The organism is Ruegeria sp. AI3, from assembly GCF_056541245.1.
Genome location: NZ_JBQFYA010000002.1, coordinates 160,397 through 184,082 on the forward strand (window position 1 = coordinate 160,397; position 23,686 = coordinate 184,082).

25 protein-coding genes and 1 tRNA gene are annotated in these 23,686 nt (G+C 58.7%); 13 read left to right on the forward strand and 13 right to left on the reverse strand.

Annotated elements, in window-relative coordinates; translation table 11 throughout:
* Window positions 1–123: 123 nt before the first annotated feature.
* Window positions 124–1,158: an RluA family pseudouridine synthase gene (locus tag ACRZ95_RS04565; protein WP_170469990.1), complete on the reverse strand. Its 1,035-nt coding sequence runs from the start codon at window positions 1,156–1,158 to the stop codon at window positions 124–126.
* Between ACRZ95_RS04565 and ACRZ95_RS04570 the strand changes: the two genes are divergently transcribed.
* Window positions 1,157–1,465, forward strand: coding sequence for a DUF6476 family protein (locus ACRZ95_RS04570; RefSeq protein ID WP_170487624.1), 309 nt, complete (start codon window positions 1,157–1,159; stop codon window positions 1,463–1,465). The two genes, ACRZ95_RS04565 and ACRZ95_RS04570, sit on opposite strands and share 2 nt — an antisense overlap.
* On the opposite strand, the gene lipB is transcribed toward ACRZ95_RS04570, so the two are convergent.
* On the reverse strand, window positions 1,462–2,118 hold the full coding sequence (gene lipB / locus ACRZ95_RS04575) for a lipoyl(octanoyl) transferase LipB (protein ID WP_170677637.1): 657 nt from the start codon (window positions 2,116–2,118) through the stop codon (window positions 1,462–1,464). The genes ACRZ95_RS04570 and lipB overlap by 4 nt on opposite strands.
* 39 nt (window positions 2,119–2,157) lie before the next feature.
* A complete protein-coding gene (locus ACRZ95_RS04580; RefSeq protein WP_170677635.1) occupies window positions 2,158–2,817 on the reverse strand; it encodes a DsbA family oxidoreductase in 660 nt (219 codons plus the stop codon).
* A 130-nt stretch (window positions 2,818–2,947) separates the two neighbouring features.
* Between ACRZ95_RS04580 and ACRZ95_RS04585 the strand changes: the two genes are divergently transcribed.
* Window positions 2,948–3,034: transfer RNA gene (locus ACRZ95_RS04585), tRNA-Leu, on the forward strand.
* Window positions 3,035–3,714: 680 nt separating this feature from the next.
* Here ACRZ95_RS04585 and ACRZ95_RS04590 read toward each other — a convergent pair.
* Window positions 3,715–4,131, reverse strand: coding sequence for an HIT family protein (locus tag ACRZ95_RS04590; RefSeq protein WP_170677633.1), 417 nt, complete (start codon window positions 4,129–4,131; stop codon window positions 3,715–3,717).
* 307 nt (window positions 4,132–4,438) lie between these two features.
* Between ACRZ95_RS04590 and ctaD the strand changes: the two genes are divergently transcribed.
* The 3 genes from ctaD to ACRZ95_RS04605 all read left to right on the forward strand — a co-directional run bounded on the left by ctaD (window position 4,439) and on the right by ACRZ95_RS04605 (window position 7,378).
* Window positions 4,439–6,097 (forward strand): cytochrome c oxidase subunit I, encoded by a 1,659-nt coding sequence (ctaD, locus tag ACRZ95_RS04595; RefSeq protein WP_170470015.1) that lies wholly within the window; start codon window positions 4,439–4,441, stop codon window positions 6,095–6,097.
* 145 nt (window positions 6,098–6,242) lie between these two features.
* Window positions 6,243–6,842 carry a DsbA family protein gene (locus ACRZ95_RS04600; protein WP_170677631.1) on the forward strand — a complete coding sequence of 200 codons (600 nt, stop codon included), beginning with the start codon at window positions 6,243–6,245 and terminating at the stop codon, window positions 6,840–6,842.
* Window positions 6,843–6,886: 44 nt separating this feature from the next.
* Window positions 6,887–7,378 (forward strand): DUF2244 domain-containing protein, encoded by a 492-nt coding sequence (locus ACRZ95_RS04605; RefSeq protein ID WP_170470021.1) that lies wholly within the window; start codon window positions 6,887–6,889, stop codon window positions 7,376–7,378.
* Window positions 7,379–7,390: 12 nt separating this feature from the next.
* On the opposite strand, the gene ACRZ95_RS04610 is transcribed toward ACRZ95_RS04605, so the two are convergent.
* Window positions 7,391–7,876, reverse strand: a complete 486-nt coding sequence (locus ACRZ95_RS04610; protein ID WP_170457931.1) for a GatB/YqeY domain-containing protein — start codon at window positions 7,874–7,876, stop codon at window positions 7,391–7,393.
* 182 nt (window positions 7,877–8,058) lie between these two features.
* On the opposite strand from ACRZ95_RS04610, the gene carA reads away from it, so the two are divergent.
* Together carA and ACRZ95_RS04620 are read left to right on the forward strand one after the other, a co-directional pair.
* Window positions 8,059–9,225, forward strand: coding sequence for a glutamine-hydrolyzing carbamoyl-phosphate synthase small subunit (gene carA / locus ACRZ95_RS04615; protein ID WP_170677629.1), 1,167 nt, complete (start codon window positions 8,059–8,061; stop codon window positions 9,223–9,225).
* 95 nt (window positions 9,226–9,320) lie between these two features.
* On the forward strand, window positions 9,321–11,204 hold the full coding sequence (locus ACRZ95_RS04620; RefSeq protein ID WP_170677627.1) for a glycosyltransferase: 1,884 nt from the start codon (window positions 9,321–9,323) through the stop codon (window positions 11,202–11,204).
* Window positions 11,205–11,299: 95 nt separating this feature from the next.
* Here ACRZ95_RS04620 and ACRZ95_RS04625 read toward each other — a convergent pair whose 3' ends face one another.
* Window positions 11,300–11,947, reverse strand: coding sequence for a GntR family transcriptional regulator (locus tag ACRZ95_RS04625; RefSeq protein ID WP_170470033.1), 648 nt, complete (start codon window positions 11,945–11,947; stop codon window positions 11,300–11,302).
* Between the two features lie 100 nt (window positions 11,948–12,047).
* Here ACRZ95_RS04625 and ACRZ95_RS04630 point away from each other — a divergent pair, with 100 nt between their 5' ends.
* The 3 genes from ACRZ95_RS04630 to ACRZ95_RS04640 all read left to right on the forward strand — a co-directional run bounded on the left by ACRZ95_RS04630 (window position 12,048) and on the right by ACRZ95_RS04640 (window position 14,297).
* A complete protein-coding gene (locus ACRZ95_RS04630) occupies window positions 12,048–12,692 on the forward strand; it encodes a pyrimidine 5'-nucleotidase (RefSeq protein WP_170677625.1) in 645 nt (214 codons plus the stop codon).
* A gap of 86 nt (window positions 12,693–12,778) precedes the next feature.
* Window positions 12,779–13,027, forward strand: a complete 249-nt coding sequence (locus ACRZ95_RS04635) for a hypothetical protein (RefSeq protein ID WP_170470040.1) — start codon at window positions 12,779–12,781, stop codon at window positions 13,025–13,027.
* Window positions 13,028–13,100: 73 nt separating this feature from the next.
* Window positions 13,101–14,297: a UbiH/UbiF family hydroxylase gene (locus ACRZ95_RS04640; RefSeq protein ID WP_170677623.1), complete on the forward strand. Its 1,197-nt coding sequence runs from the start codon at window positions 13,101–13,103 to the stop codon at window positions 14,295–14,297.
* Window positions 14,298–14,308: 11 nt separating this feature from the next.
* Here the strand turns inward: ACRZ95_RS04640 and ACRZ95_RS04645 are convergent, their stop codons facing one another.
* Window positions 14,309–15,436 (reverse strand): aminotransferase class V-fold PLP-dependent enzyme, encoded by a 1,128-nt coding sequence (locus ACRZ95_RS04645; protein ID WP_170677621.1) that lies wholly within the window; start codon window positions 15,434–15,436, stop codon window positions 14,309–14,311.
* 231 nt (window positions 15,437–15,667) lie between these two features.
* Here ACRZ95_RS04645 and ACRZ95_RS04650 point away from each other — a divergent pair, with 231 nt between their 5' ends.
* Window positions 15,668–16,369: a GntR family transcriptional regulator gene (locus ACRZ95_RS04650; RefSeq protein ID WP_170642218.1), complete on the forward strand. Its 702-nt coding sequence runs from the start codon at window positions 15,668–15,670 to the stop codon at window positions 16,367–16,369.
* A gap of 6 nt (window positions 16,370–16,375) precedes the next feature.
* On the opposite strand, the gene ACRZ95_RS04655 is transcribed toward ACRZ95_RS04650, so the two are convergent.
* Window positions 16,376–16,834 (reverse strand): Lrp/AsnC family transcriptional regulator, encoded by a 459-nt coding sequence (locus ACRZ95_RS04655; RefSeq protein ID WP_170677619.1) that lies wholly within the window; start codon window positions 16,832–16,834, stop codon window positions 16,376–16,378.
* Window positions 16,831–17,286 (reverse strand): Lrp/AsnC family transcriptional regulator, encoded by a 456-nt coding sequence (locus ACRZ95_RS04660; protein WP_170677618.1) that lies wholly within the window; start codon window positions 17,284–17,286, stop codon window positions 16,831–16,833. The genes ACRZ95_RS04655 and ACRZ95_RS04660 overlap by 4 nt, the downstream gene beginning before the upstream one ends.
* Before the next feature lie 131 nt (window positions 17,287–17,417).
* Between ACRZ95_RS04660 and ilvC the strand changes: the two genes are divergently transcribed.
* Together ilvC and ACRZ95_RS04670 are read left to right on the forward strand one after the other, a co-directional pair.
* Window positions 17,418–18,440, forward strand: coding sequence for a ketol-acid reductoisomerase (gene ilvC / locus ACRZ95_RS04665; RefSeq protein WP_170677616.1), 1,023 nt, complete (start codon window positions 17,418–17,420; stop codon window positions 18,438–18,440).
* A gap of 123 nt (window positions 18,441–18,563) precedes the next feature.
* Window positions 18,564–19,466 (forward strand): DMT family transporter, encoded by a 903-nt coding sequence (locus ACRZ95_RS04670; protein WP_170677614.1) that lies wholly within the window; start codon window positions 18,564–18,566, stop codon window positions 19,464–19,466.
* On the opposite strand, the gene glmM is transcribed toward ACRZ95_RS04670, so the two are convergent.
* The 4 genes from glmM to ACRZ95_RS04690 form a co-directional block, all read right to left on the reverse strand.
* On the reverse strand, window positions 19,463–20,806 hold the full coding sequence (gene glmM, locus ACRZ95_RS04675; RefSeq protein WP_170677612.1) for a phosphoglucosamine mutase: 1,344 nt from the start codon (window positions 20,804–20,806) through the stop codon (window positions 19,463–19,465). The genes ACRZ95_RS04670 and glmM overlap by 4 nt on opposite strands.
* A gap of 34 nt (window positions 20,807–20,840) precedes the next feature.
* Window positions 20,841–21,839 (reverse strand): dihydropteroate synthase, encoded by a 999-nt coding sequence (gene folP / locus ACRZ95_RS04680; protein ID WP_170677610.1) that lies wholly within the window; start codon window positions 21,837–21,839, stop codon window positions 20,841–20,843.
* Window positions 21,836–22,756: a dihydroneopterin aldolase gene (locus tag ACRZ95_RS04685; RefSeq protein ID WP_170470064.1), complete on the reverse strand. Its 921-nt coding sequence runs from the start codon at window positions 22,754–22,756 to the stop codon at window positions 21,836–21,838. The genes folP and ACRZ95_RS04685 overlap by 4 nt, the downstream gene beginning before the upstream one ends.
* 164 nt (window positions 22,757–22,920) lie before the next feature.
* Entirely contained in the window at window positions 22,921–23,562 is a 642-nt protein-coding gene (locus ACRZ95_RS04690; RefSeq protein WP_170677608.1) for a cell wall hydrolase, read from the reverse strand.
* Window positions 23,563–23,686 lie beyond the last annotated feature (124 nt).

Sequence of the window (23,686 nt, forward strand, 5' to 3'; positions counted from 1 at the left end):
TTTAGCTCTTTAACATACGATATGGGTAAGGAACCCATCCCTTTCAAGAGGTATCGTTAACAGTTTGAAATTAAGCTTGGGTAAAGGAAAGCTAAGAAACTCTTACTCACAGGAGTTTGCGTATTATGACAGAGGGGTGCGCAGCGTTTCAATCAGGTCCTGCATGTCCTGCGGCAGATCCGCTTCAAATCGAAGGTTTTCGCCGGTTACCGGGTTTTCAAAGCCCAAAACGGCGGCATGCAACGCCTGACGCGGAAAGGCGCGTACGGCCTCAGAAGTTGCCGCACTGAACGCTTTGGCTGCCAATTTACGTTTGCCGCCATAGACCGGATCGCCGACCAGACCATGACCTGCATGGGCCATGTGCACACGAATCTGATGGGTGCGCCCTGTTTCCAGCCAGCATTCGATCAGTGCCAGCCCCGCCGGGGCACCAAATGTTTCAACCACACGTGCACGCGTCACCGCGTGCCGCCCTCCGTGAAACAAAACCGCCTGTTTCTGACGATCGGTCTTGTGTCGGGCAAGCTGAGTGGTCAGGCGCATGATGTTGCCCGGCTCGAAACTGACGCCTTTGACACCCCGCAAGCGCGGGTCATTGGCATCCGGCACCCCGTAGCAAACCGCTCGGTAGTAACGTTCAACACTATGCGCCTCAAACTGAGCGGCCAGCCCGTGATGAGCTGCATCCGACTTGGCGACCACAAGTAGCCCACTGGTTTCCTTGTCGATCCGGTGGACAATGCCGGGTCGTTTAACCCCGCCAACCCCGGACAAATCTGCCCCGCAGTGATGAAGCAGGGCATTCACGAGTGTTCCACTCGGCGAGCCCGGCGCAGGATGCACGACCATCCCGGCGGGTTTGTTCACCACAATCAGGTCGTCATCCTCGAAGACCACGTCCAGCGGAATATCCTCGGGGCCGATATGGCTGTCTTCGGCCTCAGCAACGGTGATGACCACCATGGCTCCTTCCGCTACCTTGGCCTTCGGATCGCGCACCTCAGCGCCCTCGACCAGAACCGAGCCTTCCTCGATCAAACGGGCCAAACGGGTGCGTGACAGGTTTTCCTCGGCTGGAACATCCCGCGAAAGCGCCTTATCAAGGCGAGGCGGCGGAGCGGCCGCGATCTGAAACTCAACCTGTCGGGTGCCCATGACCGTCCCTTCCGAACCCCAAGAAGAACCGCAGGAAACGCCGCAGCTGAGGCTGCTTCGGCGCATGGTCATGCTACTGACCGCGGTGATGATTGGCGGGGTTCTAGTGACATTCGCACTGATTGTCATCCGGCTATCGGACCGAACCCCGACCCTGCCCGATCAGATCGAACTGCCGGACGGCGCCAAAGCACAAGCGGTCACGATCGGCAACAACTGGTATGCCGTCGTTACTGACGACAACCGCATCCTGATCTTCGACAAAACCACTGCGAAACTGCGACAAGAAATAGTGCTGGAACCCTAGGCGTCGGCTTGTTCGAAGACTTCCGCAAAGGTCTTTTGCAGGGCAGTATCCACATCTGCCATGGTAACCGGCAACCCCAAGTCAACCAGCGATGTCACGCCGTGCTCCCGAATGCCGCAGGGCACAATGCCCGAGAAATGGTCCAGCTCAGGCTCAACATTGATCGAGATGCCGTGAAAGCTGACCCATTTGCGCAGGCGCAGACCAATAGCGGCGATCTTGTCTTCCGCAGGTTGTCCGGTGATCGTCAGCGGTTTGTCGTCTCGCTGCACCCAAACGCCGACGCGCCCGTCGCGAATCTCGCCTTTGACGTTGAACTCATCCAGCGCGGCGATCACCCAAGTCTCGAGTTGCTTTACAAACAGGCGCACATCGCGGCCCCGTTTGTTCAGATCGAGCATGACATAGGCGACGCGCTGACCGGGGCCGTGATAGGTGTATTCCCCGCCACGCTTGCTTTCATAGACAGGAAACCGGTCAGGGTCGGTCAGATCCTCGGGTCGCGCAGACGTCCCCGCCGTGTACAGAGGCGGGTGTTCCAGCAGCCAAACGCATTCCTCGGCCTCGCCTGCTGCAATAGCCGCCACGCGTGCCTCCATAAAGGCGACGGCCTCTTGGTAGTCGGTCGGCCCGTCTGAGATCTTCCATTCCATGCTTGCCTCATACCGTGCCGGTCGGTTGGGGGAAAGAGGTCACGCGGCCTCTTCCAGACATTGCTTGAGGACATTGGCGTATGTCTCGACCCCTTGCGCCCCTGTGGTCAGGTATTTCCCGGCGAACACCATCGAAGGCACGCCGGAAATGCCGCGGCTGGTCCAGAATTGCTGCTTCTCCCGCACCGAGGCCTGATGATCCCCGGATGCCAAAGCTGCCCGCGCGGCTTGCGGGTCCAACCCGGCCACCTCAGCCGCGTCTGCCAGTACATCGATGTCAGAAACATCCTTTTGATCCGTGAAATATGCTTCGAAAAGCGCAAGCTTCAGGGGATGCTGCCGCCCCTGCCCCTCGGCCCAGTCCAACAACTGATGCGCCTGGAACGTATTCACCATGCGGCTGTCGTCGGTGAAATTGAAAGCAAAACCAAGCTCTGCCCCAATCGAGGTCAGCCTCTCGCGCGCCTGTGCGCTTTGTTCGGCGGTGCTGCCGTATTTCTCCATAATGTGTTCGCGCAGGTTCTGCCCTTCGGCTGGCATCTGCGGGTTCAGCTCGAACGGATGCCACCTGAGCCGCGCGAGTACGTTTTGCTGCTGCAACGCCTGATCAAGCTGTTTGAAGCCGACGATACACCAAGGACATACAACATCAGAGACAACATCAATCTGAACAACGGGGCGGGTATCCGGGGTGGTCATCGTGGGCTCCTTCAGGGCGGTTGGCTGATACAGATATGAATGCCGGCGCTGAATTTAAACCAACGCGCTTTTGCCCCTTCACATCCGGGTTCCAAGGGTCTATACGCCGCGCTACCAAGTCATTGGCAGTGCGGTCGTGGCGGAATTGGTAGACGCGCAGCGTTGAGGTCGCTGTGGGGTAACACCCGTGGAAGTTCGAGTCTTCTCGACCGCACCAACAAAAACAATAGCTTGGCTGTTTCCCCACAATGCCGCGACTATTCTAAGCAACTGACGAGCCGCTTTTCGTCCGTCTTTGACGGAACAGCATTGCCGCGCCCAAGCTTTGTACCTTTTAAAGAAGACAACCACTTGTGCGCAATACAGGTTGTCCCAGGCACCTAGATACGCGATCTTGTTTGGAGGGTTGAAGGACTGGCGGCGCGTGGCAATAGGGTTGGACTAGAGCCCCAAGGCATTATTGTCCGCAACCGCGTTCGTCGCAGTCTTTTCCTATTGGCTATTAGTCCTGAGCCTAGCGCATCAAATTTCTGGTTCGAATCGCTGAGGTGCCCAAATCCACGTACAATCCCTGAGCACGTGCCCCTCTGTTTCCAAGCTGCAGCCACCGGTCGTTTCAACCCTGCAATATTCGACAGCAATTGTGGCCATTTAAGTAAAAGCTTAACCAAATTTCACTAAACCGGCATACATTCGCCCGGTTACAGAGTAGCATTGTCCTACCAGTCTTGAGTGAGTGGTATGTTAACCGGTAACCCGGATCTGCTCCGGTGACCCGTGAAGTGTATGGGTACGAGTCTGCCGTTCCGACCCCAAATCGGAACGGCAATTTCGTTTCCGGACTATGCTTCAAGCGGTTCGGACGGGCCAATGTCCGAATTCACGCGTCGCCAAAGCCTAAAGCGCGGCCTTGATTTGCTCGGCGTGTTTGGCGATTGCTTCGAAATCCCCCATCGTGCCAGGCGCGCGCAGGGGTTCACCTTCATGTCGAGGCAGAATGTGAAAATGCAGGTGGAAGACCTCCTGCCCGCCTGCGGCTTCGTTGAATTGCTGAATCGTCACCCCACCGGCGTCGAACGCCTGCTTGGCAGCACGTGCCAGTTTCTGAACGGTTGCCATAACGGCATTCAACTGCTCGGGCGTGGCGTCCAATACGTTGCGGCATGGGGTTTTCGGGATGACCAGCAGATGACCATCGGCGCGGGGCATGATGTCCATGAATGCCAGCGTCTCATCATCTTCGTATACGCGGGTCGAGGGGATCTCGCCGCGCAGGATTTTGGCGAAAATATTGTCCGGATCATATGCTGACATGTCGGGCCTCTGAATTTGCAACAGGTTCAAGGGAGTTCTGCGGTTCGAACGTGCGCCGGTCAAGGCGGAACTCGGCCGATTCAGGCCAACGAACCTGCGCGACCTCTTGAAAGAAGGAATGAAATAGCCAGATTCGACCCATCGATGATCTGAATTCGCGGCGCAACGCTTTGCCCGCGACAATTATTCTTGATCCAGATCAAACTCGGCCATTGAAGGCAACCTCAACGCAATCTAAAACCAGCAGTAATCCCGCGCACCGGAGAGGTCTGGTTGCGCGGCGTAGTTGCAACAGGAGGCACCTAAAATGGCAGACGCAGCCATTCATGGCCACGATCATGAAGACGAGCGCTCGTTCTTTCAGCGCTGGTTCATGTCGACCAACCACAAGGACATCGGGATTCTCTACCTGATCTTCTCGGCTATCGCCGGGTTCATCTCGGTGGCGATGACAGTTTACATGCGGCTTGAGCTGATGCACCCCGGTGTTCAGTATATGTGCCTGGAAGGCTTCATGGCCGATCCATGTACACCAAACGGCCATCTGTGGAACGTGATGATCACCTATCACGGTGTTCTGATGATGTTCTTTGTTGTCATCCCTGCCTTGTTCGGCGGATTTGGCAACTATTTCATGCCGTTGCAGATCGGTGCGCCGGATATGGCGTTCCCGCGGATGAACAACCTGTCCTTCTGGCTGTACGTCGCTGGTACCTCTCTGGGTGTGGCCTCGCTGCTCAGCCCCGGTGGTAACGACCAACTGGGGTCAGGCGTGGGTTGGGTTCTCTACCCACCGCTGTCCACGACCGAGGGCGGCATGTCCATGGACCTTGCGATCTTCGCCGTTCACGTCTCGGGCGCGTCATCCATTCTGGGCGCGATCAATATGATCACCACCTTCCTGAACATGCGTGCCCCGGGCATGACCTTGTTCAAGGTGCCGCTGTTCAGCTGGTCGATCTTTGTCACTTCGTGGCTGATTCTGCTGTCGCTGCCCGTCCTGGCCGGCGCGATCACCATGCTGCTGATGGACCGCAACTTCGGCTTTACGTTCTTTGATCCGGCCGGTGGCGGTGACCCAATCCTGTATCAGCACATCCTGTGGTTCTTCGGCCACCCGGAAGTGTACATCGTGATCTTGCCTGGTTTCGGCATTATCAGCCACGTCATTGCGACCTTCGCCCGCAAGCCGATCTTCGGTTATCTGCCGATGGTCTGGGCGATCATCGCGATTGGTGTGCTGGGCTTCGTCGTGTGGGCGCACCACATGTACACCGTTGGCATGTCGCTGCGTCAGCAGGCTTACTTCATGCTGGCCACGATGGTCATCGCGGTTCCAACAGGTGTTAAGGTCTTCTCGTGGATCGCGACCATGTGGGGCGGCTCGATCGAGTTTAAGACACCGATGCTGTTCGCCTTCGGCTTCCTGTTCCTGTTCACCGTTGGCGGTGTGACCGGTGTGGTTTTGTCGCAGGCTGGTATCGACCGTGCCTATCACGACACCTACTACGTTGTGGCGCACTTCCACTATGTAATGAGCTTGGGTGCCGTTTTCGCGATCTTCGCTGGCGTCTACTTCTACTTCTCGAAGATGACCGGTCGTCAGTATTCGGAGTTCTGGGGCAAGGTTCACTTCTGGATGTTCTTCATCGGCGCCAACCTGACCTTCTTCCCGCAGCACTTCCTGGGCCGCCAAGGCATGCCGCGCCGCTATATCGACTACCCTGAGGCATTCGCTCAGTGGAACTTCGTGTCATCAATCGGTGCATTCGTGTCCTTCGCTTCGTTCCTGCTGTTCTTCGGAATCGTGTTCTACGCCCTCTTCCGCGGCGCAAAGGAAACACGTCCGAACCCATGGAACGAATACGCGGATACGCTGGAATGGACCCTGCCCACCCCGCCGCCCGAGCACACGTTCGAGCAGTTGCCAAAGCAGGAAGACTGGGACAAAGGCCACGCGCACTAAGCCCGAACTGAGAAACAAACAAACCCCGCCATCCCGGCGGGGTTTTTCTTTTCGCACTCACCTTTTGGAACAACACATCGCCAGATCGGGCAAAATAGGCTATTCTGGTAAGGGAAACTCATCCGGCAATCCGGGGAGGATCCAGATGCCCGAAATTGACTTTTGGTATTCGATCGGCAGCACATACAGCTTTCTGACGATCATCCGCCTTGATGATTGGTGCGCCGAAAACGACACCTCAGTGCGTTGGCGCCCGTTCAACGTGCGCAGCGTGATGTCCGAACAGCAGAACGTACCTTTTGCCGGCAAGCCGGTGAAATCTGCCTATATGTGGCGTGATATCGAACGTCGGGCCGCCAAGTATCATATCCATGCCAAGCTGCCCGCGCCCTACCCCATTTCGGACCTGCCTCTGGCCAATCAGATCGCCCTACTCGGGATGAGTGAGGGTTGGGGCAAGGATTTCACTCAGAACCTCTACCGAATCTGGTTTGAAGACGGCATCGAGGCAGGCAGTGAGACCGCTCTGTCCGAGGCCCTATTGCGGTGCCAGCAAGATCCCCGCCTTGTCCTTTCCCGCGCGCGCGGCCCTGATGCCGTTGCGGCGTTGGAGGTTGAAACCGAACACGCAAAACGCCTCGGAGTCTTCGGCGCACCTAGCCTTGTCGTAAGGGGTGAAGTCTTCTGGGGCGATGACAGATTGGACGATGCGCTGTCCTGGGTCCGGGTTGGCCACGTCGTGTGATCTTTAACCTTAGACAGCACATAGCTTTGCGCTAGTTTTCCCCTATGCCCTATCAATGGAATCATACCTCGGACACCGAACAGGAATTGCGCCTCTGGCCGCATAACTCATTGCCCCCGCGCGGCGCGATGATCGTGATCCTGTCGGTCTTCACGTTCGGCCTTATTCCCATTCTGGCCATGCTGGGCTCGGTTGTCCTGTGGGGGTTGCTGCCCTTCCTGTTGCTGACAGTTCTGGGCCTGTGGCTCGCGATCCAGACGAACTACCGAGCGCGCAGCGCGGTCGAGGTTCTGACCCTCAGCGGCTCACAGGCGCGTCTGATCCATCAGTCACCGGGAAAACAGCAGCAGGAATGGTCTTGCAACAGGTATTGGGCCCGCCCCGAGATGCACGAAACCGGTGGGCCGGTGCCGCACTACGTGACGCTGATCGGAGCCGGTCGCGAGGTCGAGATTGGCGCGTTTCTGTCCGAGGATGAACGGATCACCCTCTATGACGACCTAATAGCAAAGCTGCGCGGACCGGCCGCGCAGTAAAGGGGGTCAATCTCAGCAGTCGCCGTTTGAGGCGGCGCATAAATGGTCTTTGACCATCGGACCGACCTTGCCGAAATCCATCTGACCGGTGTAGCGCGTCTTCAACTCGCCCATCACCTTGCCCATATCGCGGATCGAGCCCGCTCCGGTCGCGGTAATCGCGGTCTGAATCGCTTTCGAGACCTCGTCTTCATCCAGCTGCTTGGGCAGGAATTCCTCGATCACCGAGACTTCCAGCAATTCCCGTTCCGCGAGATCCAGACGTCCACCCTCTTCATAGGCGCGGGCGCTTTCCTTGCGCTGCTTGGTCATTTTACCAAGGATTTCAAGAACCTCGGCGTCGCCGCAGCCCTTGGCCTCTTCGTTTTGCGAGCCGCGCGCGGCGATATCGCGATCCTTGATCGCGGCATTGATCAACCGCAGAGTCGACAACCTTTCAGCTGCCTTGTCTTTCATCGCTTGCTTCAGGGCGGCATTCACCCGTGATCGCATGTCCATATGGTTTGTCCATCCCCATGACAAAGGAACCCCGAACATATCCAAACAAAAAGCGTGATACAACAGGGGGCGAATACCGCTAACCCATTGAAAAACAATAATAGCCCAAAAAATGATCAGACTTGACCCGAACGTATAACCCCCTTAGGTATGCGCCGATTTACCTGCAGGAGAGTTGCGCCATGGCCCAGAACGCCCCGTCCAAGCCCACCGCATGTCTGGCTTTGGCCGACGGAACTTTGTTCTACGGAATGGGCTTCGGCGCCACCGGACAGACCGTGGCCGAGCTGTGCTTCAACACTGCCATGACCGGTTATCAAGAGATCATGACCGACCCCTCCTATGCCGGGCAGATTGTCACCTTCACTTTCCCGCATATCGGCAATGTCGGCGTGAACCCTGAAGACGACGAAACCGGCGATCCGGTGGCTGCGGGCATGGTCGTCAAATGGGACCCGACAGAGCCGTCAAACTGGCGCTCGGCTGAAGAGCTGAAGGGCTGGCTGGAGCGTCGTGGCCGTATCGCGATCGGTGGCATCGACACCCGCCGCCTTACCCGCGCAATCCGCCAGCAGGGTGCGCCGCATGTCGCATTGGCCCACGACCCCGAAGGTAACTTCGATATCGAAGCGCTGGTGTCAGCCGCACGCGGCTTTGCCGGGCTTGAAGGGATGGATCTCGCGAAAGACGTCACCTGCGCCCAAAGCTACCGCTGGGATGAGATGCGTTGGGCCTGGCCAGACGGCTACCAGCGGCAAGAGGCCCCTGCCCACAAGGTTGTCGCCCTTGATTTTGGCGCAAAGCGCAACATCCTGCGCTGCCTGGCGTCGGCCGGATGTGACGTGACCGTTCTGCCAGCAACCGCGACAGCGGCCGAGGTTCTGGCCCATGAGCCTGATGGCGTGTTCCTGTCCAACGGCCCCGGCGATCCGGCGGCCACAGGCGAATATGCCGTACCGATGATCAAGGAGATCCTCGACACCACCAAGCTGCCGGTGTTCGGTATTTGCCTCGGTCACCAGATGCTGGCCTTGGCGCTTGGCGGGCAGACCGTCAAGATGAACCACGGCCACCACGGCGCGAACCACCCGGTCAAGGATCTGGAAACCGGCAAGGTCGAGATCACCTCGATGAACCACGGATTTGCGGTCGACGCGCAGTCGCTGCCCGACGGCGTGGTTGAAACGCACCGTTCGTTGTTTGACGGCTCCAACTGCGGCATCCGTATGACCGACCGCCCGGTGTATTCGGTTCAATACCACCCCGAGGCCTCCCCCGGACCGCAGGACAGTTTCTATCTGTTCGAGCGTTTTTCCAGCGCAATGGCGGACGCAAAAGCACAGGCATAAACACCAAAATTCCGTGTGTTTATCAGAGTTAACCGCGCGTTAACCTTAGTCGTTCAACCCTGACGCCAACAAAAGGCGTCGGGGTTTTTTCTTTTATGGTTGATTTGAACGCACAACAAATCTCAGCAACAGATCCGATCCCGTCGCCTGAGCTTCGCAAACCCGTAGGGGCATGTCTGGTTGATGCCGGAGTGATCACGCAGGACCAGTTGGATCACGCGTTGGACCTTCAGGTCCGCCAGAACGCTCCGCTCGGAGAAATTCTGGTGAGCGAAGGCTGGGCCAGCCGCAAGGATGTTCTGGCCGCTTTGTCCGCGCAAACCAATCTGCAGATCGCCGACCTGGCCCAAACCCCGCCGTCGGCCGAGCTAAGCACTCTCAAACCGATGGAGTTCTGGTTGCGGCACAATGTGATCCCGTGGTTGCGGATCGGTCCATTTCTGTTTGTCGCCACCGCGCGCCCGGATCGCTTTGCCACTGTGTCCGCCGAAATGGCGGGCTGCGACTTGACCATCGTTCCGGTTGTCGCCGCTGCCGATCAGATCGACTGCTCGATAGCCCAGATCTTCTCCGACCAGTTGGCTCAAAATGCCGAGGCCCGCGTGACCAAGGATCAAAGCTGCCGTACCTGGACCGCTTGGAGCCGGACCCGCAGCGCGAGCATAGTGGTGCTGGCGTTGCTGGCTTTCGTTTCGTTTCCGTTGACGGGAATGGCCATTCTGGCGACGGCGGCTGTGGTGTCGCTGCTGTTGTTCATGATCATGCGGTTCTCAGGCCTCTTGGCTTTTGCCCACCAAAGGCTGCGCCCGCAGCCCGCCCCCTCTTCACCGGTGACCGCTCTGCGACAACCCTGCGTGTCGATCATGGTTCCTTTGTACAAAGAGCGTGAGATCGCAGGAGCGCTGATCCGTCGCCTTCAACGCTTGACCTACCCCAAGGCGCTGTTAGACGTGATTTTGGTGCTGGAGGAAAAGGACGATGTCACGCGAGATACATTGTCAAAGGTTGACCTGCCCAGTTGGATCCGCACTGTCGAAGTGCCCGAACTAAACGGACTGACCACCAAACCTCGCGCCATGAACTACGCTTTGGATTTCTGTCGGGGCGAAATTCTGGGCGTCTGGGATGCCGAAGATGCCCCCCAACCCGACCAAATTGAGCGGGTCGTTGATCACTTCACGCAAGCCGCGCCCGAAGTTGTCTGCCTTCAAGGCGCGCTGGATTACTACAACCCGCGCACCAACTGGCGCTCTCGCTGCTTTACCATCGAATACAACAGCTGGTTCCGCGTCATTCTCCCGGGGATCGCCAAACTAGGGTTCGTGATCCCTCTGGGCGGCACGACCTTTTTCTTTCGCCGCGACAAGCTGCTGGAGCTTGGCGGATGGGACGCCCACAACGTAACCGAGGATGCCGATCTGGGCGTTCGCCTCTGCCGCGCCGGCTACCGGACCGAGATCGTGAACACCGCCACCTTTGAAGAGGCCAACTTTCGCGCCTGGCCGTGGGTCAAGCAACGCTCGCGCTGGCTCAAAGGGTTCATGGTCACCTACCTTGTCCATATGCGCGCGCCGCTGCGCCTGCTGCGGGATCTGGGGCCGCTGAAATTCATCGGCATTCAGGCGTTTTTCATGGGTACGGTCGGGCAGTTTTTGCTGGCCCCCGTCTTGTGGATGTTCTGGCTCACCACGCTGGGGCTGAACAACCCGTTCCTCCAGGTGATCCCGATGCAGACCTTCAAAACCCTGATCTGGCTGTTTTTGGCCGCAGAAGCGTTGAACTTCATCATCGGCGTCATCGCCGTCTGGGCGAAAGAGCGACGGTTCCTGCTACCCTGGGTCCCTACGATGATCCTTTATTTCCCGCTCGGGGTCGTGGCGGCTTACAAAGCGCTGTGGGAACTGGCCGCAAAACCGTTCTTCTGGGACAAAACCCAGCACGGGCAGGCCTCTGAGGACCTGCCGCCGCAGGACGCCTAGATCGCTTTGCGTTTGATTTGGATCGAAATACGCTGCCTCTCCCTACGGTCGAACGCGCATTTCGATAACTCTACCTGAGAAAAACGCAAAACGCTTTAGCCGTCGCGCCGGATCGCATCTTGCTTCAGCCGGGTCATGAACGCGACCGAGATATGCTCTTTCAGCGCTTTCGCCGCGCCCTCTTCGTCGCGCGCAGCGATGGCTTCGACGATACCCTTATGTTCGCTCTGCGCGATTTCACTGCGCCCTTGCGCCGCCAGAGACGTGGTCGCCATCAACGCCATGGTCCGATGCACAAGGTCCAGTTGTTGCACCAGATAGCGGTTGTGCGACGCCAAATGGATCTGCTCATGAAACCGTCGATTCGCCCGCGACAACGCCGCCGGATCATCGACCAGCGCATCATCCTCGGCGACCATCTCCTGCAACACGCGAATTTCTTCCTCGGTCGCATGTTTAGCAGCGAGGCTTGCGGCCAACCCCTCCAACTCGCGCCGGACAATGTAAAGTTCGGCCATTTGGTTGTGGTTCAGGGAGGCCACGATCAGCGACCGCCCGTCCCGTTCCAACAGAGACTGCGTTTCAAGACGTTGCAGCGCCTCGCGAATGGGGGTGCGGGACACACCGAACCGCTCGGCCAATTCGCTTTCGACCAGACGATCTCCGGGCTTGTAGATACCGACATCAATAGCGTCGAGTATCAGCGTATACGCGTCTTTGCTGGGGTGTCTGGATTGGGGCATGGGGCGATTGGTCTCCTCGTTCGAACCTGTCTATCCGTCCTGACCGTCTGCAATCAAGTGCGGCATTGAAAACCCGCCCGCAGCGCCCTACACCCAAGGCATGGTTAAACCGTCCTTCAGCCACGTCACGCAATGGGTGTTCGATCTGGACAACACCCTCTACCCGCCACAGATGCGCCTGTTCGATCAGATCGAGGTGTTGATGACGGATTACGTCGTGCAAGCCATCGGCGTCGACCGGGTGGAGGCTGACCGTTTGCGCGGGCACTACTGGCGTGAATACGGAACCACTTTGGCTGGTTTGATGGCCGAGCATGATCTGGACCCCGACCCTTACCTGCATGCGGTTCACCAAGTCGATATGAGCCACATGGACCCAGACGCCGAACTGGCTGACCATATCCGCGCCCTGCCCGGTCGCCGCATCGTCTACACCAATGGCAGCGCGCCTTATGCCGAACGTGTCCTTGAAGCGCGCGGGCTGAGCGGTCTGTTTGATGCCATCTACGGGGTCGAGCATGCCGGATATCGTCCCAAACCCGAAAAGGCCGCGTTCGAGGCAATCTTTGCGCAGGACGGAATCACAGCCGAAACGGCCGCGATGTTCGAAGACGATCCCCGCAATCTGGCCGCCCCGCATGAGATGGGAATGCGCACGGTTCACGTCGCACCCGACCCGCATGATGCCGATCATATCCACCATCATACCGACGATCTGACCGCCTTCCTCGCCCGCCTGCGATAGGCTGTCACACTGCGACGATCTGTATATTCTGCAGCTGCAAAATCATCCCTATATGCCGGTCTGCGACGAACAGAACGGAGACCCCGATGACCGCGACAATGATGCCGCAGCGCCTGCCGATTTGGCAGCGCCTTCTCTTTGCAATTCCCCTCTTTGGCTGGATGGCCCGCGACGTGGCCGATGGCCGCCCCGAGGATCTGGGCTATACCGCCGCTGCGATTGTCAGCATGTGGGGCTGTTCGGCATTGCTGTTTGGTCTGCCGGGCCTATACATCCCTGCATTGATGATGGTTCCGGTGATGTTTTTGGTCCTCATCCTGATTTCACGCGGCTAACACGCGGGACAGGATGTCGCTTGGCGCACCGCCGGGAACCGAACTAGGTTTTGCCGGGAACGGAGAATGCGCCATGACTGACAGCTGTGACATCCTGATTTCCGGCGGCGGCATCGCCGGCCTGACCGCTGCCGCCGCATTTGGCGCCGCTGGGTTCAACGTGGTGTGCGTGGACCCGACACCGCCGATCACCGAACGCGACGTGGATGGCTCTGACCTGCGGACCACAGCGTTTCTGCAACCCTCCCGCATTTTGCTGGAACAATGCGGAGTGTGGGACAGGCTGGACAGCCACGCCGCACCGCTGCAAGTCATGCGGATCGTGGACGCGGGCGGAGACATTCCCGAACCGCGCGTTGTGCGGGATTTCAACGCCTCGGATATCTCCGAGCAACCCTTTGGCTGGAACCTGCCCAACTGGCTGCTGCGGCGCGAGATGGTCGCACGCCTGTCGGAACTGCCCAATGTCGATTTCCGCCCCGGCACCGCGACGGTCAGCCTGTTCACCCGCACCGCCGAGGCCCGTGTGGGTCTGAGCGACGGCACCCGTATCCGATGCAAACTGGTGATCGCCGCAGACGGGCGCAACTCACCGATGCGCGAAGCCGCGGGGATTTCCGTTCACACCACGCGTTACGGTCAAAAGGCCCTTGCCTTTGCGGTGACACACCCAATCGCGCATGAGAATGTCTCGACCGAGATCCACCGTTCTGGCGGGCCATTCACCTTGGTGCCCTTGCCCGATTGGCAGGGTCAGCCGTCCTCGGCCATTGTCTGGATGGAGCGCGGTCCGCGCGCGGTCGAGTTGCTGAACCTCGACGCCGAGGCCTTTGAGGCCGCGATGACGGAACGCTCCTGCGGGTTGTTCGGACCTTTGAAGCTGGCCTCACGCCGCACGATCTGGCCGATCATCAGCCAATCCACCGAACGGTTGTCGGGTGAACGTATTGCCCTGATGGCCGAAGCCGCCCACGTCGTGCCGCCCATCGGCGCGCAGGGTCTGAACATGTCATTGGGCGATCTGCGTACTCTGCTGGACCTCGCACAGGCCCGGCCAGAAGGTCTGGGCGACGCACAGATGCTTGAGGCCTACCACAAAGCCCGCCATACCGAGATCGAACTGCGGGTCAAAGGCATCGACCTTCTGAACCGCACCTCTATGCTTGAGGCGCGGCCCCTGAGGGATGCACGCGCCATGGGCCTCAACGCGCTTTATTCCATGGCGCCGGTACGCAAGACGTTGATGCAGATGGGCCTCGGTATGCGCTGAGGCCCAGTGGCTTACAGAACCTGATCCAACACGCGCTTCAAACGCGCAATCGTGCCATCGACGTCATAGAGCTTGTCTAGACCGAACAGACCCAACCGGAACGTGCTGAAACCGGCAGGCTCATCACATTGCAGAGGCACGCCAGCCGCGATCTGCATCCCCAAAGCGGCGAATTTCTTGCCGTTCTGGATCTCGGGATCGGCGGTATAGCTGACCACGACGCCCGGAGCGCCAAAGCCCTCGGCCGCGACTGAAACGATGCCCTTGTCCTTCAGCATCGCGCGCACGCCATTGCCCAAGGCCCATTGCGCCTCGCGCAGTTTTTCAAAGCCGTAGTCCTGCGTCTCGGCCATGGTATCACGAAACGCGCGCAGCGCGTCGGTTGGCATGGTTGCGTGATAGGCGTGACCGCCGTCCTCATAGGCCTGCATGATCTGCCGCCACTTCTTGAGGTCGATGGCAAAGCTGTCGGACTGAGTGTCCTGCAACCGCGCCTCGGCTTGTTCAGACAGCATGACCAAACCAGCACAAGGTGACGCGCTCCAGCCTTTCTGTGGGGCTGAAATCAGCACGTCCACACCGGTCGCCTTCATGTCGACCCACACGCAGCCAGACGCGATGCAATCCAGAACCATCAGCGCGCCGATCTCATGCGCAGCTGCAGCCATGGCCGAGACATAGTCATCCGGAAGAATCACCCCGGCCGAAGTTTCCACATGCGGGGCAAACACAACATCCGGGCGCTGCTCGCGGATCGCCGCAACCACATCGTCGATCGGTGCGGGCGCAAACGGCGAAGGGCTGTCATTGCCGGTCTCACGCGCCTTCATCACCGTGACCGATCCGGTCAGCGCGCCGTTTTCGATGATCTGGCTCCAACGGTAGGAAAACCACCCGTTGCGCACCACCAAGACATTGGCATCACGGGCAAATTGACGGGCCACGGCCTCCATCCCATAGGTGCCACCACCGGGGATGATGGCGACGCCATCCGCATTGTAGACCTGTTTCAGCATGCCCGAGATATCGCGCATCACCTGCTGAAAGCTCGTTGACATGTGATTCAGGGATCGGTCCGTGAACACAACCGAAAATTCTTCGAGGCCATTTGGGTCGATGGAATCCAGCAAGGCGGGCATTTGATGTCCTTTCAATCAGTGTTGACGGCACCTTCAACACATTATCATTTCGGGTAAAGCGCATTTCCGACGAAAAGGTGACGCAAAGTCATCTTTGTTTTTCAGTAAAAATTAACCCTCATACGCACCAATATTTTAGTATTGACGCCAACTAGTATCACATACCCTTTACACTTCTGCGTGCTTCTGCCCAGATGCATACACTTTTAAAACGAAGGGAAATTAGAACCCGTGACTGCAAATAAGCGGATCAGCTTTCAGAGTGTTCGAGATGAGGTAAAGCGCAGGATCGAAAGCCGAATTTGGCCTCAGGGATCATTGCTGCCGACCGAGACCCAGCTGGCGGAAGAATTCAATTGCGCCCGCGCGACCGTTAACCGCGCCCTGCGCGAACTGGCTGATCAGGGAGTCGTCGAACGCAAACGCAAAAGCGGAACACGCGTCAAGAAAGAGCCCAGCAAACATGCCAAACTGGAGTTTTCGCTGACTCGTCAGGTGGTTGAGAACCAGAACGCGGCGTATCGCTATGCTCTGGTCGAGCGCAACGTTGTCACTAGCCCCGGCTGGCTGGCATCGCAACTCAGCGTAGCGCCAGATGCACGCATCCTGCACGTCATTTGCATGCACTACGCCGACAACAGGCCATTTCAGCTGGAAGAGCGCTGGATCAACCTAGATACTGCGCCCGAAGTCGAGGAGGCCGACCTGAGTGACAATGGCCCGCACGAATGGCTGTTGAATGCAGCACCGTTCACCGATGCCGAGGTCGCCTTTTGCGCCGTGTCAGCCGACAGCCGATTGGCCGAGTTCATGGGCACCACCGCAGGCACGTCGATGATTCAATTGGAGCGCACAACCTGGAAGGATGAAAAGCCCCTGACCTTCGCGAGGATGACGCATCATCCGGGCTTCTGCATCCGCACCAAGTACTGATCCCGTTCAGCCGATCGGTCCGGGCAAACGTTCTTCGCTGAGCAAGACATTTGCCTCGACATCACCGGCACCCGGAAGGGTCATGATCCGCCGCCGCAGGACCCGTTCGAAATCCGACAGATCTCGCGCCACCACGCGCAGACGGTAATCGTATAACCCCAGAACATGCTCTACGGTCTGTACCTCGGGGATGGCGCTGACGGCGCGCTCGAAATCCTCAAGGCTCACCTGCCCTTTGCGCGCCAGTTTAACGCCTAGGAAGACGGTGACGCCGAATCCTATAGCCTCGGCATTCAGGCGTAGTCGACGGCCCTTGATCACGCCTTCCTCTTCCAGCCGGCGAATTCGCCGCCATGTGGCGGGTTGCGACAGATCCAGACGACGCCCAAGCGCGCCGGCGCTTTGGGTTGCGTCCTGAACCAGCGCGCGCAGGATCTTGCGGTCGATCTCATCCAGCTCGATCATACTGGCAGCACCTCATCCCGTTTGAGGCGCGCGATGTGCATTAATGCTTCGATATCGGCAATATGCGGCAGGGTCAGAATGCGGTCCCGATAGACCTGCTGATAGTGGGCCATATCCCGCGCTAGTACCGAAAGGCGCACATCCACGCGGCCAAGGAAGGTCTGAATTTCGATCACCTCGGCAACCTCGCGCGCGGCCGCGGTGAATTCATCAAATGCCCGAGCCTGCGTCTTGTCCAGCGTGATCCTCAACGAGACCTCGACGGCGTAGCCCAAGGCGGCCCAGTCGATCACGGCCTCTTGGCCTTCGATCACCCCTGCCGCCTGCATTTTTTCCATCCGTCGCCAGCAGACACCCGAACTGATACGGCACCGTTCGGCAAGTTCGGCCGTTGTCAGGCTTGGCTCCGCCTGAAAATGGCGCAGTATCCGCCGATCAACATCATCAAGCATGATTTTTTCACGTTTCCACAATTCAGAGAATTATTCTTCATCTTTTTTACAAATACTCAATCTCAACCCTATCGCCAATACCAAAGGCTCAGGCTAAAAGCACAGCAATCGAAACAGAAAGGACCAGCGAAATGCGCGTCTACTACGATCGCGATTGCGACATCAACCTGATCAAAGACAAAAAAGTGGCCATCCTGGGCTATGGCTCGCAAGGCCACGCGCACGCGCTGAACCTGCGCGACTCGGGTGCGAAGAACCTGGTCGTCGCCCTGCGCGAAGGCTCGCCCTCGGCCAAGAAAGCCGAAGGTGAAGGCCTGCAGGTCATGGGTATCGCCGAAGCGGCCGCATGGTGCGACGTCATCATGTTCACCATGCCCGACGAATTGCAGGCTGAGACCTACAAGAAATACGTTCATGACAACATCAAGCCGGGCTCGGCCATTGCATTCGCGCACGGCCTGAACGTCCATTTCGGCCTGATCGAGCCGAAAAAAGGCGTCGACGTCATCATGATGGCCCCCAAAGGCCCCGGCCACACCGTGCGTGGCGAATACACCAAAGGCGGCGGCGTGCCTTGCCTTGTTGCCGTCAACAACGACGCAACCGGCAAAGCACTGGAAATCGGCCTGTCCTACTGCTCGGCCATCGGTGGCGGCCGCTCGGGCATCATCGAGACCAACTTCCGTGAAGAGTGTGAAACCGACCTGTTCGGCGAACAAGCCGTTCTGTGCGGTGGCCTGGTAGAGCTGATCCGCTGCGGCTTTGAAACTCTGGTCGAAGCGGGCTACGCGCCCGAGATGGCTTACTTCGAGTGTCTGCACGAAGTGAAGCTGATCGTTGACCTGATCTATGAAGGCGGCATCGCTAACATGGATTACTCGATCTCGAACACGGCTGAGTACGGCCAGTACGTCACCGGTCCGCGTATCCTGAAATACGACGAGACCAAAGCGCGTATGAAGGAAGTTCTGAACGACATCCAGCAGGGTAAATTCGTTCGTGACTTCATGCTGGAAAACGCCGTTGGCCAGCCGACCATCAAAGCGTCGCGCCGTGCCAATGACGAGCACATGATCGAGGAAACCGGTGCGAAACTGCGCGCCATGATGCCCTGGATCTCGGCCGGCAAAATGGTCGACAAAGAAAAGAACTAAGCCCGGCAACCGTCGGCGAAAGGGCGGCCCGCTTGGCCGCCCTTTTTCATTTGCACCCGCTTAAATCTCAGCCCATAAACGACTGATCAAAGGCGATTTTTACCTTATTCCACAGGTGCCAACATGGTGTCCCAGCCCACAAAACAGGATTGGATCGGCGTCTTCTCGCTTGGCCTTATCTGGGGCGGTACATTCATGGTCGTGGCCATGGCACTTGAGGGGTATGGCCCTATCACGGTTGCAACATCCCGCACCACGCTTGGCGCTTTGACACTGCTCTTGCTGATGCGGATCACCGGACGCCGGTTTCCAACGCTCACCCCGACACTCGGCGGCTCAATCATCCTGATCGGCGTGCTGTCCACCGCGATACCATTCATGCTGCTGAGTTGGGGGCAGCAATTCGTACCATCGGCCTTTGCGGGCCTGTCTATGGCGGCCATCCCCTTGATGGTGCTGCCACTGGCGCATTTCTTCTCGGACGAACCGCTCAATCTGCGTCGATTTCTTGGGGTTTGTCTTGGGTTTTCTGGCGCGTTGGTCCTGATCGGTCCGGGGCTTTTGCAACTAGGCCAAGGAACCGAACCACTTGCGCAAATGGCCTGCATCACGGCGGCACTGTGCTATGCGGTTTCATCCATCCTGACGCGGCGGTGCCCTCCGGTTGATCCGGTTGCGCTGGCAGCCCTGACATTGCTGGTGGGCGCGGCGCTGCTGCTGCCGATCATGCTGATGACCGAGGGGGTGCCCGACTGGCAAGGCACCCGCCCTACTCTGGCGCTGATCGTCTTGGGCCTAGTGCCAACGGCCTTGGCGAACCTCTTGCGCGTGTCCATCACGCGCAGCGCAGGGTCGGTGTTTTTGACCCTCGTGAACTATCAGGTCCCCGTCTGGTCGATGGTTTTCGGAGCGTGGATCCTGTCCGAGGCCCTGCCCCTGCGATTCTACATCGCGCTGACCCTGATCCTGACGGGCATGGCCATCAGCCAGTGGTTCAGCCTGCGCAAAGCTCTAATCGGGCGCTAGGACGCCGCTGCTTCAACCTCGGCGACAATGCCATCAACCACCTGCGTCAGCAGGGTGGCATCCTCGCATTCAGCCATGACACGGATCAGAGGCTCGGTCCCTGACTTGCGGATCAGCAGACGACCCTGCCCGTTCAGGCGCGCCTCGGCATCGGCAATCGCGGCTTGCACACTGGCGACCTCAAGCGGCAATTGACCCTGTTGATAGCGCACGTTCTTCAACAACTGAGGCACCGTTTCAAACTGCTGCGCAAGCTCCGAGGCTTTGCGTCCGCTCAGAACCATCTCGGACAGGAAATGCAGCCCCGCCATCAGACCATCACCGGTTGTGGCATAGTCGCTCATGACGATATGGCCGGATTGCTCGCCGCCAAGGTTGAAGCCGCCCTGCCGCATCCGTTCCACGACATAGCGATCGCCAACTGCCGTCCTCTCCAGCCGCAGGCCTTGCCCTTGCAGATGCCGCTCCAACCCGAGGTTGGACATGACTGTCGCCACCAAAGCACCGCCACGTAGCTGTTCGGCCCGCGCCCACGCCCCGGCCAACAAAGCCATCAGCTGATCGCCATCGGCGACCTTACCGTTTTCGTCAATCACGACGACCCGATCTGCATCGCCATCGAGGCAGATACCCACATCCGCGCCATGCGACACAACGGTTTCCGCAGCCACGCGCGGCTTGGTTGAACCACATTCGAGATTGATGTTCTTGCCGTCCGGCGACACGCCCATCGGGATGACTTCGGCACCAAGCTCCCATAGGACCTCGGGCGCCGTGCGATGGGCTGCCCCATTGGCGCAGTCGATCACCACTTTCAAACCATCCAGACGCACATCGCGCGGAAGCGAGGATTTGACCCGCTCCCCATAACGGAACCGCGCGTCATCAACCCGACGGGCACGCCCGATATTCTGCGCCTTAGCGGAGTTGACGCCTTCTTCGATCAAACGCTCGATCTCAAGCTCGGCCTGATCTGAGAGTTTATATCCGTCAGGCCCGAAGAACTTGATGCCGTTATCTTCCGCCGGATTGTGGCTGGCCGAGATCATAACCCCCAGATCCGCACGCATGGATTGGGTCATCAGACCCACCGCAGGGGTCGGAACCGGACCCAACAGTAATACGTTCATACCGGTCGAAGTCAAACCCGCCGTCAGCGCGTTTTCCAGCATATAGCCGGACAGGCGCGTATCCTTGCCGATGACCACGCGGTGAACTCCGGTCGTGTCGCGCCGGAAATAGCGCCCGACCGCCGCACCTATGCGCAAGGCCATTTCTGCTGTCATCGGATGCGTATTGGCTGTGCCTCGCACACCGTCAGTTCCGAACAGCTTGCGCATAGTCGACTCTCCGTAAAATCTGCTTGTGACCGGATTAACGGACGGCAGCCCATAGGCGCAAGGCCTGAGCTGTCTCAGCCACGTCATGGACCCGAATGATCTGCACGCCCTGGGACAATCCGTCCAGAGCAACCGCGATTGACCCCGGCGCGCGCGCGGTTTTTCGCGGCTCCTGCCCGATGGAGCCGATAAAGCCCTTGCGTGAGACGCCCAGTAGAAGCGGGCAACCCAAACCGTGGAACAGGCTCAAGTTACGCAGCAGGGCCAGATTGTGATCCTCGGTCTTGCCGAAACCGATGCCCGGATCGACGATGATCAGATCCCGGTTCAGGCCCAACGCCTCAAGCCGTTCGATCTGACCGGCCAGAAAATCGTAGACATCCAGCACGACGTTTTCATAGACCGGGTTGTCCTGCATTGTCGCGGGATCGCCCTGCATATGCATGACGCAGACCGGCGCGCCCAGCCCTGCGCAGAACGGCGCAAGCTCCGGGTCGTACGTGAAGCCCGATACGTCATTGACTAGCCCCGCCCCGGCCTCACAGGCCGCTTCGGCTACAGCGGTCTTGCGTGTGTCGATTGAGATCAGGGCGTTGGTCTCAGCCCGGATCGCTTCGATCACCGGGCGGGTCCGGGTGATCTCTTCGTCTGCGGGCACAAAATCTGCTCCGGGACGAGTGGATTCTCCGCCGATATCCAGAATCGTGGCGCCGTGCGAAACCATCTCAATGGCCCCTGCCCGCGCCGCCTCGACCGAGCTGTGGATGCCACCGTCCGAGAAGCTGTCAGGCGTTGTGTTCAGGATGCCCATGATATGTGGACGCGTCATATCCAAACCGGACATGGCCGCGCGCGGGCGGCTGAGACGCTGTAGCACATCCGCGGGGATATCCGCTGCGGCTACGACCTGAGACGCTCCATCGCGTGAAAGCTCTTCGGCATGAGTGAACCAGAGCGACTGCCCGGCCAGAGGCACCGCTTCATCCGGACGAGCCGTACCGTGCTGAACTAGCGGTCGGTAGTAGCGGCTCACAATTGTGCCTGATCAATGGCCACTGCACGCAGCGGCGTTTTCGGCTCTTTCGGCAATGCGCCTCCGATCACCATCATCTCGCTGGCCTCAAAGGTGGCGGCAAACCATGCCGCCAGCGCAACCGCGTCGGATGGCGCGGCCGAGGGGCCATCGACAGCATCCAAAACGATCTTTGACGGGGCCCAGACGCAAATCTGGCCGTTCTTCATCGCCCAATCCAGTTCGGTCCGGGTCGAAACAACCACGCAGCGATGATCGCGCGCGGCCAGAACCCACGCGTTCTGTTCGATCGACAAAAGGTCGATACGGCGCTGCGTCATGGCGTGACCGGTCTGCGGCACCGGAAGGTCCGAGGCCCCGACACACAGGATCAAGGGACGCTGACGGTTTTCCAACTGATCGATCCAGCCGGTCAGGTTATCCGAGGCCATCGCCTCATTCGATAGATAAACAAGACGTGGATGAGGGCGTTCCTCTTCGACGACGTCGTGATGCACGGCATCCTTGCCGCGCACTATCTCGACCCCGAGCGCACCGGGGCCACGATCCAGCTTTTCGATCCGGACAAACACTCGAACCGCTTGCGGCTCCAGCAGGATACGTTCGGCCACACGTTCGGCCAGCGTTTCCAATAGATTCAGACGCTCGGCCGCCAGTTCATAGGCAATTGCTTCGGTCACTCGGTCATAGGACAGGATACGATCCACATCATCGTCAATATCCGAGGTCAGCGGACGCACCTCAACCACGATATTAAAGCAGATACGCTGGGTTGTGCCGCGTTCGGCCTGAAAGGCACCGATCTCAACCTCGACAGTATGATCACGGAGCGAGATGCGATCCAAAGGCCCTCTGGGCGAGGTCGCCTCGGACCGTTCAGAGGGGTGCGCGAAAGCGAGGCGGATTTCAGAACTCATGGGTCAGGCCTTCTTGGGCTCGTTGAAACTTTCGCCCAGTCTAGGCGTTTCGAGGGCCTATAGCATTCATACAAACGCCATTCCAACCGCTGATTTCGACGCTTTTTTTTGCGTGCAATGGTATACGCTGCGCCTTGAATTCAAGACGCAGCGCCAGACCTGCCTCAGTTGCTCGCAGTGCGGTAATTGTGACGGTAGAAGATGTGAACACCAATCTTCGCCGTCTGTTTATAAACCCGCGCCCAAGACGGGCGGACCGCAGTGGTATGATAGTGGGTCGCCCCTTCGGTCAGCTCTTTGGCAACGCCATCCATCGCCGCGCGGGCGACTTTCGAGACACGCTCAAAGGCTTTCTTCTCGTGGATCACTTCCTTGCGGCCATCACATGTATAGGTGAACTGGCACTGGTACTTTTTACCGGTCCCCTGACGGATCACACCGCAAAGGCTGTCAGGAAAGCGGCTGCTCTTGACCCGGTTCAGTATAACCTCGGCCACTGCAAACTGACCGCGCACGCTTTCGCCGCGGGCTTCAAAATACAGCGCCTCTGACAGGCATTTCCAGCCTTCATCTCCGGACGCTTTGGGCTGTTGGTCCAGCCAATCCTTGGAATAGGACACTTTGATCGGTTCCACCACTTTGCGCGGCTGGAACAATTTCAGATAATCCCGAAAGCTCTGAGCCGGCAATTCACTGCGGGCAACCAGTTCTTTCTTGTTGGCATCCGTAGCTTCCCTCTCAGCGTAGGACGCACTCGGCAGCACGGTTGCCGCCAATGTGGCAACAGCCATTATGTAACGTAGCATCAGATAACCTCGCACAGGCACTTCACGCGCCAAACCCTCCCCCGGCGGGCGCGACGAGGCATTTAGCGCAGTCTTGCGCAAAGGTCCAGATCAGAGGCAAATACAAGTGGAATTTCGCTCGTGG